The organism is Kitasatospora paranensis, assembly GCF_039544005.1.
Lineage (GTDB): Bacteria > Actinomycetota > Actinomycetes > Streptomycetales > Streptomycetaceae > Kitasatospora > Kitasatospora paranensis.
Genome location: NZ_BAABKV010000001.1, coordinates 7,911,829 through 7,926,863, shown reverse-complemented (window position 1 = coordinate 7,926,863; position 15,035 = coordinate 7,911,829). Strand labels below are relative to the sequence as shown.

12 protein-coding genes are annotated in these 15,035 nt (G+C 75.7%); 7 read left to right on the top strand and 5 right to left on the bottom strand.

Features of this window, described 5'->3' with window-relative positions:
- Positions 1-18 precede the first annotated feature (18 nt).
- A complete protein-coding gene (locus ABEB13_RS37615) occupies positions 19-168 on the bottom strand; it encodes a hypothetical protein (protein ID WP_345709112.1) in 150 nt (49 codons plus the stop codon).
- Positions 169-546: 378 nt separating this feature from the next.
- Positions 547-1,677, bottom strand: a complete 1,131-nt coding sequence (locus ABEB13_RS37610) for an ROK family transcriptional regulator (protein WP_345709111.1) — start codon at positions 1,675-1,677, stop codon at positions 547-549.
- Between the two features lie 56 nt (positions 1,678-1,733).
- Between ABEB13_RS37610 and ABEB13_RS37605 the strand changes: the two genes are divergently transcribed.
- The 3 genes from ABEB13_RS37605 to ABEB13_RS37595 all read left to right on the top strand — a co-directional run bounded on the left by ABEB13_RS37605 (position 1,734) and on the right by ABEB13_RS37595 (position 4,575).
- Positions 1,734-2,870, top strand: a complete 1,137-nt coding sequence (locus ABEB13_RS37605) for a Gfo/Idh/MocA family oxidoreductase (protein ID WP_345709110.1) — start codon at positions 1,734-1,736, stop codon at positions 2,868-2,870.
- Positions 2,867-3,397 (top strand): heme-degrading domain-containing protein, encoded by a 531-nt coding sequence (locus ABEB13_RS37600; protein ID WP_345709109.1) that lies wholly within the window; start codon positions 2,867-2,869, stop codon positions 3,395-3,397. Before ABEB13_RS37605 ends, ABEB13_RS37600 begins: the two co-directional genes overlap by 4 nt.
- Before the next feature lie 500 nt (positions 3,398-3,897).
- Positions 3,898-4,575, top strand: a complete 678-nt coding sequence (locus ABEB13_RS37595) for a prephenate dehydrogenase (RefSeq protein ID WP_345709108.1) — start codon at positions 3,898-3,900, stop codon at positions 4,573-4,575.
- 68 nt (positions 4,576-4,643) lie between these two features.
- On the opposite strand, the gene ABEB13_RS37590 is transcribed toward ABEB13_RS37595, so the two are convergent.
- Positions 4,644-7,535, bottom strand: a complete 2,892-nt coding sequence (locus ABEB13_RS37590) for an ABC transporter substrate-binding protein (protein ID WP_345709107.1) — start codon at positions 7,533-7,535, stop codon at positions 4,644-4,646.
- Positions 7,536-7,733: 198 nt separating this feature from the next.
- Positions 7,734-9,014, bottom strand: coding sequence for an aspartate aminotransferase type Ic (locus ABEB13_RS37585; protein WP_345709106.1), 1,281 nt, complete (start codon positions 9,012-9,014; stop codon positions 7,734-7,736).
- 226 nt (positions 9,015-9,240) lie between these two features.
- Here ABEB13_RS37585 and ABEB13_RS37580 point away from each other — a divergent pair, with 226 nt between their 5' ends.
- The 3 genes from ABEB13_RS37580 (at position 9,241) to ABEB13_RS37570 (ending at position 11,753) form a co-directional block, all read left to right on the top strand.
- The gene (locus ABEB13_RS37580) at positions 9,241-10,473 is read left to right on the top strand and encodes a serpin family protein (protein WP_345709105.1); all 1,233 of its coding nucleotides are present in this window, start codon (positions 9,241-9,243) and stop codon (positions 10,471-10,473) included.
- A 138-nt stretch (positions 10,474-10,611) separates the two neighbouring features.
- A complete protein-coding gene (locus ABEB13_RS37575; RefSeq protein WP_345709104.1) occupies positions 10,612-11,352 on the top strand; it encodes a DedA family protein in 741 nt (246 codons plus the stop codon).
- 167 nt (positions 11,353-11,519) lie between these two features.
- Entirely contained in the window at positions 11,520-11,753 is a 234-nt protein-coding gene (locus ABEB13_RS37570) for a hypothetical protein (RefSeq protein ID WP_345709103.1), read from the top strand.
- Between the two features lie 70 nt (positions 11,754-11,823).
- Here ABEB13_RS37570 and ABEB13_RS37565 read toward each other — a convergent pair whose 3' ends face one another.
- Positions 11,824-12,288 carry a hypothetical protein gene (locus ABEB13_RS37565; RefSeq protein ID WP_345709102.1) on the bottom strand — a complete coding sequence of 155 codons (465 nt, stop codon included), beginning with the start codon at positions 12,286-12,288 and terminating at the stop codon, positions 11,824-11,826.
- Between the two features lie 1,050 nt (positions 12,289-13,338).
- On the opposite strand from ABEB13_RS37565, the gene ABEB13_RS37560 reads away from it, so the two are divergent.
- Positions 13,339-15,033: a glycoside hydrolase family 43 protein gene (locus ABEB13_RS37560; protein WP_345709101.1), complete on the top strand. Its 1,695-nt coding sequence runs from the start codon at positions 13,339-13,341 to the stop codon at positions 15,031-15,033.
- Positions 15,034-15,035 lie beyond the last annotated feature (2 nt).

Here is a 15,035-nt window from a genome sequence, read left to right as displayed (position 1 = left end):
CGGTCGCCGCAGTGCCGTTCAGGCACCGCGGTGCCGGGCGGCCCCCGCGGAACGGGTCGGCCGCAGGTCGCGCCGCCCCCGGTGGCGGGGTGGACGACCGGGTGCGGTCGCGGTGAGCACACCCGCGAGCACCAGCGGGGCGACCAGCAGCACCATGACGAGATTCACCGCGCACCTCCGGATCCAGGGGCCTGTTGACGGTCCGCCTGCCCGCGACCGGAGCGACGTATACGCAAGATCGCGCGAACGGACCAGCCGGGTCGCCCGATCGGCCGTCGGCCCCGGTCACCGGGACGGCTGCCCGGTGGCGGCGACACAGGTCACCTCCCCTGGGCCCACTGGGCCCACTACTCGGTGGCCGCCTGCCGCTCGCAGTCCCATCGGAGCGGTTCAAGCCGCACTGGGCGCGACGGGTGTGACGATCGGGCTGCTGTCCTGACGGCCGGCGCGAATCCCTCTCGGGCCCCGGACCGGGCCCATGACCTCGTGGTCGGTGGCCGTGCAATGCCGGGCGGTCGCCGTGCGGCACCCTGCGGTGCGGCGGCTTCAGGTGCGGCGGCCGAAGAGCGGGCCGAGGACGAGTTCGGCCGCGCCGGCCGCGACCGCGAGCCGCCCAGTGGCACTGATCGCCACCGGCACGGGCTGCCACTCCGGGTCGGGGATGCGCTCCTTGAGCTGGGCCGCGATCCCGTCCAGGTACACGTCGGGCTCCGCCAGCACCGCGCGTCCGCCGAGGACCACCCGGTCGATGTCGAGCAGGCGCACCAGGTTGGCCACGCCGACGCCGATCACCCGGGCCGCCGCGGCCGGGTCGCCGCGGTCCAGCTCGGCCAGGCAGAGCGCCTCCAGGCAGCCCCGGTTGCCGCAGGCACAGGGCGGTCCGTCCAGGTCGACGGTCTGGTGGCCGAACTCGCCGGCGTTGGTGCGCGTGCCCCGGTGCAGCCGCCCGTTCAGCAGGAGTCCGGCACCGAGGCCGCCGGCGAGGTGGACGTAGGCGAGGCCGTCGCCGGTCCGCTCGGCCCGGGCGGCCTCCGCGAGGGCGCCGGCGTTGGTGTCCTTGTCGACGGTGACGGGCAGCCCGTCGAGCATGGCGGCGAGCGCGTCCCGCAGGGGGTAGCCGTCCCAGCCCGGGTCCCAGGCGTACGTCCCGTCGGCGCGCGGCGGCGTGAACCAGTGGAGGACGCCGGCGGCGTGGTCGAGCGGTCCGCGGCAGCCGAGCCCGACGCCGAGCAGCCGCGCACCGTCCGGCAGCCCGGCGGCGGCGCGGCGGACGTGCGCGGCGATCAGGGCGACGGCGTCCGCCGGGGCGATGGCGGCGTCCAGCGGTTCGGTGCACCGGTACCGCGCCTGTCCGGCGAGGTCGACCAGCAGCACGGTCAGCTCGTCCCGGTCGTGGTGGACGCCGATCGCGCAGGCGGCCTCGGCCCGCAGCCGCAGCAGGGTGCGGGGCTTGCCGCCGGTGGAGGGGGCCTGCCCGGCCTCGACGATCATGCCCTCGGCGAGCAGCCGTGCGGTGATCTTGCCGACGGCCTGCGGGGTGAGACCCGTCCTCGCGGCCAGCTCGACCCGGCTGCTCCCCTGCGGCGCGGCCCTGAGCAGTCCGAGGACGAGGGCGGCGTTGTGATCGCGCAGGCCGGACAGGTTGGCACCGGCCGGGGCGCCGTGGGGCGTGGTCATGGACTCCATTGTGCCTGCGGTTGCACTTAGGAAACGCTGTTGCTTAACTGGAGCACATGAGCCTCACGAGCATTCCGAACACCCCGGACGCCCTGAGCGGCGACCTCCGTGTGGGACTGGTCGGCTACGGCCTGGCCGGCTCCGCGTTCCACGCCCCGCTCATCGCCACCACCCCCGGCCTGCGCCTGGAGGCCGTCGTCACGGCCAGCGCCGCCCGTCGCGCCCAGCTGCACCGGGAACACCCGGAGGCCCGCGCCGTGGACACCGCGGAGGCGCTGCTCGCCGACCCGGGCGCGCTCGACCTGCTCGTCGTCGCCTCCCCCAACGACACCCACGTCCCGCTGGCGCGCGCCGCGCTGCAGGCCGGACTGCCCGTCGTGGTGGACAAGCCGCTGGCCGCCACCGCAGCCGAGGCGGCCGCCCTCGCCGACCTGGCCGACAGTCTCGGCCTGATGCTGACGGTCTTTCAGAACAGGCGCTGGGACGCCGACTTCCGGACCGCACAGCGCCTGATCGCGGACGGCTCGCTGGGCACCGTGCACCGCTACGAGTCGCGCTTCGAGCGCTGGCGCCCGGAGGTGAAGGCCGGCTGGCGGGAGTCCGCCGACCCGGCCGAGGCCGGCGGCATCCTCTACGACCTCGGCAGCCACCTGATCGACCAGGCCCTGCACCTGTTCGGCCCGGTCGAGCAGGTCTACGCGGAGGTCGACGTCCGCCGGAGCGGCGCCGTGGCGGACGACGACGCCTTCGTGGCTCTCACCCACACCTCCGGAGTCCGGTCCCACCTCTGGATGGGCGCGCTCAGCGCCCAGCTCGGCCCGCGCCTGCGCGTGCTGGGCGACCGCTCGGCCTACGTGACGCACGGCCTGGACCCGCAGGAGGACGCGCTGCGCGCCGGCCGCCGACCCGGGCTCGGCTGGGGCGAGGAGGCCCAGGCCGACCTGGGCGTGCTCGGCGTCCTCGACGATGCCGCACCCCACCCCTCGCTGCCGGGCGACTACCCAGCGTTCTACGCCGGAGTCGTTCACGCCCTGCGCGACGGCGGCCCCGCACCGGTCGACCCGCGCGACGCCGTCGCCGCTCTCGCGGTGCTCGAAGCCGCCCGCCGCTCGGCCGCCGAGGGCCGCACCGTAACCCTCGGCACCGGGGACACCGCCGGCTCCGACGACACCGAGGACGAGGTCGCCGCATGAGCACCGCCGCCACCGCCCCCACCGCTCCCACCGCCGCGCCCGACACAGCGGGCGATGACGGGATCGCCGCACTGATCCGCCAGATCGAGGACGAGGAGCGGCGCCTGGTGCTGCCCGGCTTCGACAACCACGACGCCTGGCGGCTGGGCAGCACGCTCGTCGAGCTGGCCCGCGCACGGTCCGCCGCCGTCACCGTCGACATCCGGCGCAACGGCCAGCAGCTCTTCCACTACGCCCTGCCCGGCACCTCCGCCGACAACGACGCCTGGATCGGCCGCAAGACCCGCACCGTCGACCGCTACGGCTGCTCCTCCTACCTGGTGGGGCTGCGGTTCACCGCCAAGGGCCGCACCTTCGAGGCGGACTCCCGGTTGGATCCGGACGTCTACGCCGCGCACGGCGGCGCGTTCCCGCTCACCGTCGCCGGGGTCGGTGTGGTCGGCACCGTTGCCGTCTCCGGGTTGCCGCAGGCCGAGGACCACCGATTGGTCGTCGCCGCACTGGAACACCACCTCGCCACGGGCTGACCGCAGGCTGCGGGCCGTCTCCCCTCGGGAGGCGGCCCGCAGCCGTGTTCCGGCCCGTGGCATCCCACCGGGCCGTGCGGCACGGCCGATTCACCGTCGTCATCGGGAGCGCGATCCCACAAAACCGGGTCAATCGCCCGTAAGAGGCCGTAGGGTCCTTGGGGAAAGCCGTGATTGACGACGAAACGAGGCTCCCGTGGCACATACCTTCGGTGAGGACAGCAGCGTAGGGTCGACGATCGCCCTGCTGGAAGTCGAACTCCCCGCATCCGGGATCGGCGCCGCCGACTGGAGGACGAACTCGCGACCGTGGTCGCCCAGGAGAACGCCATGCTCGGCGCGCTCGACGGCCTCCAGGCCCTCGCCCCCGCACCGCTCGACAAGCAGCAGGACGCCGCCGCCCCCGGATCTCGGCGGACCACGGCGCGGCCGAACCGACCGCGCCGGTCACGGACGTTTCCGCATCGGAGGCTCCCGCGCCGGCACCGGCCGCCGCAACGGTGACCGCCACCGGACCGGACGCCGAACTGCCGGACACGGCAACGCCGGAGGACGAGCCGGCAGCCCCCGCCGACAGCGCCCCCGACACTTCGCCCGCCACCGCACCGGCCGCGAAGTCCGCGCGCCGGACGGCCGCGCGCACGACCGGAAGCGCGAAGAAGCCGGCCGCGGCCGCAAAGGCCGCCGCCGATATGCCGGTGGCGAAGAAGCCGGTGGCGAAGAAGCCGGCTGCAAAGAAGTCCGCCGCGAAGAAGTCGGTGGCCGCAGCGAAGCCCGCCGCCGAGGAGCCTTCCGCCAAGAAGCCGGTGGCGAAGAAGCCGACCACCGAGAAGCCTGCCGCCGAGAAGCCCGCGCGCGGGAAGGCCCCGGCCCGGCGCACCGCAGCCGCAGCCGCAGCCACAAAGAAGGCTGCCGCGGCGCCCGCCGCCGAGACCACGGGCTCGGAGGCCGCGGCGGTGGCCCCGACCGGACCGCGCCGTCGCACGGACGCCGCCAGCGTCCTCGCGGCGCTCGCGGCCGCCACCGGCCCGCTGCGGGCCCGCGACGTCACTCTCGCGCTCGGCCTGGCGGATGCCACCGGCAACGTCAACGCGGTGCGCACCATGCTGGAACGGCTGGTCAAGGCCGACCGGGCGCAGCGGCCGGGCCGCGGCCTGTACGCCGCACTCGCAGGCTGACCCGCCCTCCCGTCGGGACCGCCCGACCCGGGTGCCGCCGGCCGCACATGTGGCCGGCGGCACCCGGCTCAGGGCGCGCAGCCGGTGAGCGGTCGGACGTCGCCGGCCGGCCGCCCGCAGATCAGGTCGATGAGCGGCATGCCCTCGGCGGCGCGCCGGACCCTGATGATGTGGAGGCCGTGCCCGGGCTGCGGCCCGGTCGCCAGCGGGCGGGTGTCGCGGAAGTCGACCGTGCCGGTGGCCCGGTTCTTCATCTCCACGGCGCGCAGCCCCGCCATCACGGAGCCGACGCCGCCCTTCTGCGAGGCGCCCGCCTTGGCCGCGCCGGCCTGGAGCGCGGCGGTCGCGTCGTAGGCGATGGCGAGGGCGCCGTCGGAGAACACGTCGTCCTCGTACGGGTTGTCCCCGCCGGGGGCGATCCTCAGGTCGGCCGCGGCCACCTCGGCGAGATCGGATGCGCGCGCGGTGGCGGCCGGGTCGGTAAGGGCCGTGTAGTACAGCGTCGCCTGCGGCGCCATCCAGGTGGCACCGGTGCGGAACTGAGCCTTCGTCAGATCGTCGCCGGTGAGCACGGTCAGCGGGCCGCTGCAGCCGGCATCGGCCGCCAGTCGCCGCATCAGCTGGTTGACGTCGTCGGCCCGCCCGGCGAGGTAGAGCACCGCCGGTGCGTGGTCGGAGTGGCAGCTGGTGCTGAGCGCCGCCTCGAAGTCGGGGTCGCCGTTGCTGGTCAGCCCGTACTCCAGCGGCCTGCCGCCGATGAGTTGGAATCCCGCGTCCTTCAGCATGGCCGAGCCGTACTCGGCCTGCTCGGGGCTGTAGCGGTCGTCCTGGCTGGGCCGCCGGGTGAGGACGGCCGCGAACTTCTGTGCGGGCTGCAGGTGGAGGCCGTCGACGACCAGGCGCAAAGCGGCGGCCTCCTCCTGGTCGGTGGCGGCGAGGCCGAAGTAGTTGACGTGGCCGCGGGCCAGGTAGGTGCCCGAGTTGGTGGTGCTGACCACGGCCAGGCCGGCCTGCTGGAGCAGGTCCAGGGCCGGTCCGCTGTCGGCGGTGTCGCGGCCGAGGCCGACCACCCCGACGACCGAGCGGTCGCGCTGGGCGAGGGCGACGATCCGGCGGACCATGTCCGTCTGGAAGTACATGTCCTGGCCACCGTTGGCCACCAGGATCTTGATCTTCAGGGGGTCGCCGGCGTTGTTGCGCAGCTGCGCGAGGTGGACTCCGGTGAGCTCCTTGAGGCTGTTGAGCGCGCGGGACTGCTGCCCCGCGGTGGTGGTGAGCGAGCCGGCGTACACGATGGTCACGTACCGGACGTCGGGGAGGGCCGCGACGCGGGCGTTCTCGTCGCGGATCGACTGCTCCAGGCTCTCCAGGCCGATGGCCGCGCCCGTCCGCTTGGCGTCGCCGCCGGGCAGTTCGCCGCTGAGCCGGATCCCGCCGCCGTCGCCCGCGAAGGAGATGCCGTCGGTCGCCACGCCGATGCACTCGCGGGTGCCGCCCGGGTCCTGCCGCCACACGGCGTCCGGGTCGGACCCGACGAGCCGGGGCCGGCAGTACAGGTCGGAGAGCTGCTGCGCGCGCAGCACGCCGCCGCAGGCGCCCAGCACGAGCACGGCGAGGACCGTCCAGCGCGACCACAGGACCCACCAGGAGCGCCGCACCGGTACCGCGACCAGCCGGGTGGTCTCGCCGGCGCCGAGCTGGAGCCGGGTGAGCCGCACCGGCAGCGTCCACGCCAGGGCCCGGCCGCGGCTCGGCGCCTGCCGCACCCGCAGGTCGCTCACCCAGTTCTCGTAGGGCCCGCGCCGGCGCGAGCCGACCGCGTGCACGGTGACCGGGGCGGTGCCGGCGTCCTCCAGCCAGCCGGCGACGTCGGCGTGGGCGACGCCGGCGAGCACCAGCAGCGGATCCTGCTCGCTGCGCCGGCTGCGGACGTCGCTGATCGCGCCGAGCACCCGCAGGGCGCCGTTGTCGGCGCCGGCGCGGGGCACGAAGACGACGGGCGGCACCCGGCGCTTGCGCCCCCGCAGGTCCGGCGCCCAGGAGCGGTGCGCCCAGCGGAGGTCCTCCAGCAGGGCGAGGGTGCGCAGTTGGAGGTGGAACTGCTGTGCTCGGTCGCGGTCCTCGGCCGGGGTGCCGGGCAGCTGGGCCTTGAGGATCTCGCCGGCGACCTCACGGGCCCGGGCCTGGGTGACGTCCCAGGACATCCGGGGCCGCCACAGCGACCAGGCGGCGGCCTGCCGGCCGGACGCGGCGAGGAAGGTGGTGGTGGCGAACCAGCGGCTGGCCTGGCCGAGCCAGGAGAGCGGGGCGGTGTTGCGCCGGATCCAGCCGGTCGTTCCGAGCACCAGCAGGGCGGCGAGCATGACCAGCACGACGACCTGCCAGTGCGCCTGGGTGAGCAGGCTGGTGACCCCGGCCAGGACGAACGCACCGATCAGCGTGGTGGAGTTGAGCACCGGCGACAGCAGCCGCTGGAACTCGCCTCCGGCGGTACGCGGTTCGGGCCGCCAGTGCAGGTCGCGCAGCCGCACCAGGACGTCGTCGACCAGGGCGTCGAGCGGCCGGGCGGCCTGGTCCGCCGCGCCGACCTCGCCGGGGCCGAGGACGTGCCGGGCGGCGGCCTCGATCGCCGCGACGAGACGCGACCGCGGGCACGCGTAGGCCCGGTACCAGGCGGGGCCGCGGCGGGCCCACGGACCCTTGGCGAGACCGTCGAGGATGCCGACGGCGTTGCGGTGCGGATCGCCCCCGTCGGGGCACTCGACCAGCTGGTGCGGCAACCCGCCGCTCTCCTGGGCCTCCTGGACGGCGCGCACCACGGACTCGACCTCGCGGTCCAGGCCCGGATCGTCGTCCTCGGCGTAGAGCACCACGACCGGCATCGGCAGCCGGGCGCCGCTGAACTGTTCGATGAGGTCCTTGACCAGCGCGTCGACCTCGTACTTCGCGGTCGTCCGCACCCCGCCCACCCGTGCACCGTCCCGTGCCGAACCCTGAACCACCAGCACCCCCGTCGACCGCCCCCGCAGGGCGCCGGAGCGCCCCGGTCTGACTCGGCGTCAGACCGCGAGTCTAGACCGTGGCACCGACACTGCACACGGTTCGGACACGGCGGGGACGGGGGCGAAGTCGGATGGGGCGGGCGCCCGGTGGCGGCGTCAGACCGCCGGGGACGCGGCGGCCTGCTCGGCGGCGGCGAGCTTCACGCAGACGGCCACCCCGCGCATCGCCGCACGGACCTCGCCGACCGACGGGAAGGACGGCGCGAGACGGATCTGGCTGTCCCGCGGGTCGCGGCCGCCGGGGAAGGCGGCCCCGGCGGGAGTGAGGGCGATCCCGGCGTCCTTGGCCAGCCGCACCACCTCGGACGCGCAGCCCTCCGGGACCTCCAGGCTGACGAAGTACCCGCCGCGTGGGCTGGTCCAGTTCGCGATGCCGAGCCCGCCGAGCTCCTCCTCCAGGGCCTCGTACACGGCGGCGAAGCGGGGCTCCAGCAGGGCGCGGTGGCGCTCCATGTGGGCGCCGACGGCGGCGGCGTCCGGGAAGAAGCGGGCGTGCCGCAGCTGGTTCACCTTGTCCGGCCCGATGGTCTGGGCGGCCGTCAGGCGGCTGTACCAGGCCATGTTGGTGGGCGAGGAGCCGAGGAAGGCGACGCCCGACCCGGCCGTGCTGATCTTGGAGGTCGAGCCGAACACGAAGGCCCGGTCGGGCTCCCCGGCCTCGGCGCACGCGGCGAGCACCGGCAGGACGGCGTCCGGCTCGTCGGTGAGGTGGTGCACCGCGTACGCGTTGTCCCAGAACAGCCTGAAGTCCGGGGCCGCCGTCGGCATCGCGGCCAGCCGGCGCACGGTCTCGTCGCTGTAGGTCTCGCCGGTCGGGTTGCTGTACTTGGGCACGCACCACATGCCCTTGATCCGCGGGTCGGCCGCGACGAGCTCCTCGACGACGTCCATGTCGGGGCCGTGGCCGGTCAGCGGGACGGGCACCATGGTGATGCCGAAGCGGTCGCAGAGCGAGAAGTGCCGGTCGTAGCCGGGCACCGGGCACAGGAATCGGATCTCGTCCTCGTCGGCCCAGCGGCGCTTCGCGCCGGGCAGGACGGACAGCATGGCGTGCGCGAGGACGTCGTGCATGACCGACAGGCTCGCGTTGCCGCACGCGAACAGCTGGTCCACCGGCACCTGGAAGAGCTCCGCGAAGACCGTGCGCAGCTCCGTCAGCCCCTGCAGGCCGCCGTAGTTGCGGCAGTCGGTGCCGTCCGCCGCACGGACGTCGCCGGGCTGCAGGATGGTGAGCAGCGCGTCGGAGAGGTCGAGCTGCTCGGGCGACGGCTTGCCCCGGGTGAGGTCGAGGCGCAGGTCCTGGGCGCGGAGTTCCTCGTAGGCGGTACGCGCGGCGGCGAGACCCGCCCCGGGCTCCTGGCCGGCTGCCTGTGACACGGTCTCCTGCGACACGACGTTCCCCTCGGGTGGATGTGCAGTGTGCGCGCCGGGGCGCTGCACCGGCCAATCTACCAACGGGCCGGCCCCGGACCGCGGGCGGTACCGCGGGACGGCCGGGCTCCGGTGACGCCCGGCGGGATGGTGACACCCGGCGGGAATATCGCTCGCCCGGACGGAGGCGCGATCCGTACGCTCTGCCGATCACCTGATCGGACGGGAGACCATGGTTGCCGACACTGCGATACGCGCAGTCCACCGACTGACGGCACGCTGGTGCGCGGATCTCGCACCGGACGGCGGCACGGTGTTCACCGCCGCCGGGCTCTGGCCGCTGCTCGCCGCGCTGGCCGACGGCGCCGACGGGACGGCGCGGCGGGAGTTGGCGGACGCGGTCGGTGTGCCGGCCGAGGGCGCCGCCGGACACGCACGCGAGCTGATCGCCGCCCTCCGGCGGCTGCCCGGCGTCGGCGCGGCCATCGGCCTGTGGACCAAGCCCGGCCTGCCGGTCTCCGCGTCCTGGACGGCCCGGCTGCCGGCCGACGTCCACGAGGTGCTGGCCACCGACGGCGCCCAGGCCCGTCTGGACGCCTGGGCCGCCCGGCACAGCAACGGCCTGGTCGAGTCCTTCCCGCTGGAGGTCACCGAGGACACCCAGCTGGTGCTGGCCTCGGCACTCGCGGTGCGGACCGAGTGGCTGCGGCCGTTCGTGCCGTCGGTGCTCTGCCCGGAGGCCGGCCCCTGGGCCGAACGCGCGATCGCCGCCCTGTACCGCAGGACGGCCCTGCTCGACCGGCTGGCGGTCGCCGACACCCCGGCCGGGCCGGTCTCCGAGCTGCGCGTCCTCGGCACCGGCGGAATCGACGTGCACCTGCTGCTCGGTGAGGAGACTGCCGCGCCGGGGCAGGTCCTGTCCGCCGGTCTCGGCCTCCTCGCCCGCCGCCATCCGCGGGTCACCGGTGACCTCCTGCCGTACGGCACGCCCGGCCCCGGCGTCACCGTGAGCCGCAGCCTCGCCTACCGGCCCGAGCAGTGGCTCGACGTCGTCACCCCGCGCTTCACCGTGGCGGCCGGTCACGACCTGCTGAGGTCTCCCCGCACGTTCGGCCTGGTGGCGGCGTCGTGCCCGGACCGCGGGCACTTCCCCGGGATCGCCGGTGACTTCCCGCTCGCCGTCGAGGCGGCGGCGCAGAACGCGACCGCCTCCTTCAGCGCCCGGGGCTTCCGGGCCGCGGCGATCTCGGCGATCGCCGTCGCCGCAGGCGGCATCCCGCCCAAGCCGCCCTACCGGGTCCGCGAGGTCGAGTTCCGGGTCGACCGCCCGTTCGGCTTCCTCGCCGTGCACCGCACGTCCCGCCTCGTCCTGGCGGCCGGCTGGGTCGAGCGGCCCGACGAGGAGCCGTCGGGGCTGTACGACTCCTTGGAGGACGGGGACGGGGACGACACGGACGCGTGGTAGCTCCGCCGCCCACGGCGCTCCGGGGTGGACGGCCGACCCACGGCCGCGGCCCGGGCAAGGGCGGGCCGCCGTGGGCGGCCCCGGTCTAGAGTGGGGAGGGATCATGCAGCATGCCGATCCGACCGGGCGGGGTGAGCGATGACCTCGGCGCTCGACTTCACCAGTGGATCCGCGCTGCTCGCCGCCTACGGCGCGCTCGCCGTCCTGCTGGTGACCTTCGTGGAGTCCGGCCTGCTGGTGGTGGGGTTCTTCGTGCCCGGGGACACCCTGCTCTTCCCGGCCGGCGTGCTCTGCGCGTCCGGGCGGACGGCCGCCGCCCACCAGGGCCCGTACCTCTCGCTCTGGCAGGTGCTGCTCGGCGCGGCGATCGGCTCGGTGGCCGGGACCCAGCTCGGCTATCTGATCGGACGGCACGGCGGGCAGGGCCTGCTGGCGCGCAGCCACAGCGTCCGGCTGAAGAACGCGGCGGCGCGTTCGGAAGAGCTCCTGGACCGCTACGGGCAGCGCCGCGCGATCGTGCTCGGCCGGTTCGTGCCCATGGTGCGGTCGGTGCTCGGGCCACTGGCGGGGGCACTGCGGGTGCCGACCCGCACGTTCCTGCTCTGGCAGGTGGTCGGCGGGCTGGCCTGGACGCAGGGGACGGTGCTGGCCGGCTACGCCCTGGGCTCGTCCTTCCCCGGCATCGACTCCTACCTGCTGCCGCTCGTCCTGGCGGTGGTGGCGCTGTCGGCGCTGCCGCTGCTGTTCGCCCGCCGCAAGAACGGCGCCGGCCCGGGCCCGGGGCAGGCGGCCGGGAAGGATTCCGTGAAGGACGCGGAGAGCAGCGCGCAGGAGGACCGCGAGCAGGACAGCAAGGAGGACAGCGAGGAGGCGCGTTGAGGGCAGCTGCCCAGGTCGGGGCAGGCGGCCACGGCGACCACTCTCGGGGGGCGTAACCGGTCGCCGTCCTGATCCGTTCATCCGGTATGACCATCCCATCCGGACCCACCCCGTCCGACCGGACCGGCGGAAGAGCACACCCCGGGGCCGCCCGCCTGACCCTGTCCGTGCGCCGCACCCTGGAGCGGGCCCGCCAGGAAGTGCGCCGGCTGATCGCCGCCAACGCGCCCGGCGCCCTGCACCGCGCCCTCGGCGACCGGGACGACGACTCCGAGCAGCACCACCGCCCGCCGTCCCCGCCGCCGAGCCTGCCCACGCTCCGGGCACCGGCACGGGCACCCGTACCGGCCCGGGACCGACGGGCGCAGCGGCCCGTGGGCGCGGACCGGCTGGCCGCCTGAGCGACCGGGCCGGTGCCCCGGGCAGCGGCCGGGCCGCGGGGCCGTCAGCGCTCCATCGCCCCGGCGAAGGTCAGGCCCAGGGCGGCGGCGAGGAGATCAGCAGGTCCTCGGCGAACGGATCGCCCTCGGCCGTCGACGCGGCGGCGACCGCCGACGGGTCGGGGCGGAGGCCGGCCTCCTCGGCCCAGCGGACGGCGTGTGCCGCCGACACCTCGGGATCCACCAGCAGGTGGTCCGGGCAGCCGTACTCGCCGGCCGTCTCCGGTGACAACACCGCCGACCAGCGGCCCGCGGACGGGCTCCGCCCCTCCACCACCGCGAAGTCGCCGTCCACCACCGAGGCGACGAGCGTCGGGGCTCCGGTCTCCGCGCCCAGGCGGCGGCCGTCGACGTCGTCGCCCCCGAGGATCTGCAGGATCCGCCACCCGCCGTCGCGGGCGGACCAGCACGGCTCGCCCCCGGCGGCCGCGACCGCCCCCGCCTCCACCAGCGGTCGGTCCGACCGCGGCACCACGAACGACCCCGCGGATCCCACGGCGGTCACCGTAGCGGCGGCCTCCGGCAACGGGCGCCCACCGCGGGCGGCGGACCGGCCGGCCCACGGCGCAACCCGCACGGTGGCGCGGCCGCCGGCGGGAGTTCGGACCCCGGCCTGCCGCCCGGCCCTCGGTGCGCGCACAATGAGCGTTCCTGCACATCCCGGGAGGTTCGGTGTTCCGCCGCTGGTGGTTCGTCAGGCTGCTGCGCGACAACGGGCCCGGGGCCGGTGCCGCACGGCGCCGGGCCACGAAGCACGACCGCGCGCTGCTGCTCCGCGAGTGGGAGGTGATCCGGGACCGGCTCGCGGTGTTCGCGGCCCAGCGGGTCACGGCGGCCGGCGAGGTGTTCCGGGCGGCCGAGCTGACCCTCCCCGCGGAGGAGTCCGCGGCCCGGGCCGACTACCTGTGGGCGCTGGAGGCCTTCGAGGCGGCCGGCCGGCTGTTGGAGGACCCGGCCGACCTGCCGGAACTGGCGGCCGCCGCGGTGCTGGCGGAACGCGCGGTGGAGCGGCTGGCGGCGGTGCACGCCGAGCACGCCGGGCGGCGTCCGGATCCGCCGGTGGTGCGGTGCTTCTACAACCCGCTGCACGCGGCGGCCGCCCAGCCGCCCGCCAGGAGCAAGGTCAAGGCCAGCCGGCGGCCGCGGACGGGCGCGCGGGAGGCGGCGGCCGACCGCAGGCCGTCGTGCCGGGACTGCCGGCGGGCGATCCTGGCCGGTGAGGTGCCGGACGTCCTGCCGGCCCTGCTGCCCGCCGGCGCCACCGGGCGCCGCTCCCCGCCGCGCTGGTGCCGTACTACGTGGTACCGCAGCAGTGGTCGGTGTGGGCCGTCACCGGCTGCGGTGCGTACGACGACGGCGTGCCGGCCCTCGTGCTGCGCGGCGAGCACCGGCGGCGCCGCCCTTGACGTGGGCGGAGCCACCGCCTTAGCGTCCTCGGGCACGATCGGAGAATATGTCGAAACATTTCGACAGCCCGACAGCCCGACGCCCGGACACGCCGACACGTCGACGCCCCGTAGCCCTGCCGAACGGACCGGTACGCCCCATGCCCGAGCCCGCCACCGAGCCCGACACCGAGCCCACCGTCGAGGCGGCGTCCTCCCGCGCGTCCGGCACGCAGTGGGCCCGCAACCCCGTCCTGCCCGGCTTCCACCCCGACCCCTCCGTCTGCCGGGTCGGCGAGGACTACTACCTGGTGAACTCCTCCTTCGAGTACCACCCGGGCCTGCCGCTGCACCACAGCCGCGACCTCGTCCACTGGCGGCCGATCGGCCACGCCGTGGACCGGCCCGGCCAGCTCTCGCTGGCCGGCGTCCGCCCGTCCGGCGGCCTGTACGCGCCCCACCTCAGCCACCACGACGGCGTCTTCCGGATCGTCTGCACCCTGGTGGACGGCCACGGCCCGGACGGCACCTTCCTGCTCACCGCCGACGACCCGGCCGGTCCCTGGTCCGACCCGCTCTGGCTGCCGGACGCCCCCGGCTTCGACCCGTCGCTGTTCTTCGACGAGGACGGCTCGGCACACCTGCTCGGCACCCGGCAGATCCACGCCGACGGGCGGACGGCGATCTGGCTGCGCGCCTACGACCTCACCACCGGGAAGCCGACCGGCCCGGAGCACGTCCTGTTCCACGGCGCCCTGGTCGCCGCCCGGTGGGCGGAGGGCCCCCACCTCTACCGCCACGACGGCTACTACCACCTCGTCCTCGCCGAGGGCGGCACCGAGCACGACCATGCCGTCACCACCGCCCGCAGCCGCCGGCTCGCCGGCCCCTACGAGAACAACCCGCGCAACCCGGTGCTGACCCACCGCCACCTCGGGCGCGACCATCCCGTCACCGGCGCGGGCCACGCCGACCTGATCCGGACCCCCGGCGGCGACTGGTACGCCCTGCTGCTCGCCTCCCGCCCCTACGGCGGCGGGCCGCACGCCAACCTCGGGCGCGAGACCTTCCTGGCCCGCGTCGTCTGGGAGGACGGCTGGCCCGTCGTGAACCCCGGCGCCGGACGGCTGACGGAGGAGACCGAGGTCGCCCTGCCGCCGCACCCCTGGCCCGCCGCCGACCCGGTCGACCACTTCGACGGGCCCGGCCTGGCGCCGCACTGGAACGTCCTGCGGACCCCGCCAACGCCCGTCCACTCCCTCACCGCCCGGCCCGGGCACCTGCGGCTGCCGCTGCTCCCGCAGACCCTCGCCGACCATGCCGCACCCGCCTTCGTCGGCCGTCGCCAGCAGCACATCGACGTCACCGCCGACACCGCGCTCGACTTCGCGCCCGCCGGCCCGCACGAGGCCGCCGGGCTGGCCGTCCTGTACGACGCGGAGCACCACGTGACGCTGCTGGTCACCGGGGACGGCCGGCCCGGCGGCCGGGTCGCCCGGGTCACCGTCCGGGACGCGGGGGTGCAGACCGTCCGCGGCGAGGCCCCGCTGCCGCCGGGCCCGGTACGGCTGTCCGTGCGCGCCCGCGGCCAGGAGTACACCTTCGGCTGGGCGCCGGTCGGCGCCGGACCGGGCGAGGCAGCGGCCGTGGTGGCGGTGGCGACCGTGGACGGGCGGCTGCTCAACAGCGCGCACGCGGGCGGCTTCACCGGTTGCTACCTCGGCCTGTACGCCACCGCGCGACGGGACGGCGGCAGCGGCGACGGCAGCCACAACGGCAGCGGCAGCGGCAACCACGCGGACTTCGACTGGTTCGGCTACCACCCCGAGCCCGGGCCGGGCGGGGCCGCCGGCTGACC

Excerpts from the sequence above, each read along its gene's own strand:
- ABEB13_RS37600 (WP_345709109.1), top strand. The coding sequence starts at position 2,867 with ATGAGCACCGCCGCCACCGCCCCCACCGCTCCCACCGCCGCGCCCGAC.
- ABEB13_RS37575 (WP_345709104.1), top strand. The coding sequence starts at position 10,612 with ATGACCTCGGCGCTCGACTTCACCAGTGGATCCGCGCTGCTCGCCGCC.
- ABEB13_RS37605 (WP_345709110.1), top strand. The coding sequence starts at position 1,734 with ATGAGCCTCACGAGCATTCCGAACACCCCGGACGCCCTGAGCGGCGAC.
- ABEB13_RS37610 (WP_345709111.1), bottom strand. The coding sequence starts at position 1,677 with ATGACCACGCCCCACGGCGCCCCGGCCGGTGCCAACCTGTCCGGCCTG.
- ABEB13_RS37560 (WP_345709101.1), top strand. The coding sequence starts at position 13,339 with ATGCCCGAGCCCGCCACCGAGCCCGACACCGAGCCCACCGTCGAGGCG.
- ABEB13_RS37580 (WP_345709105.1), top strand. The coding sequence starts at position 9,241 with ATGGTTGCCGACACTGCGATACGCGCAGTCCACCGACTGACGGCACGC.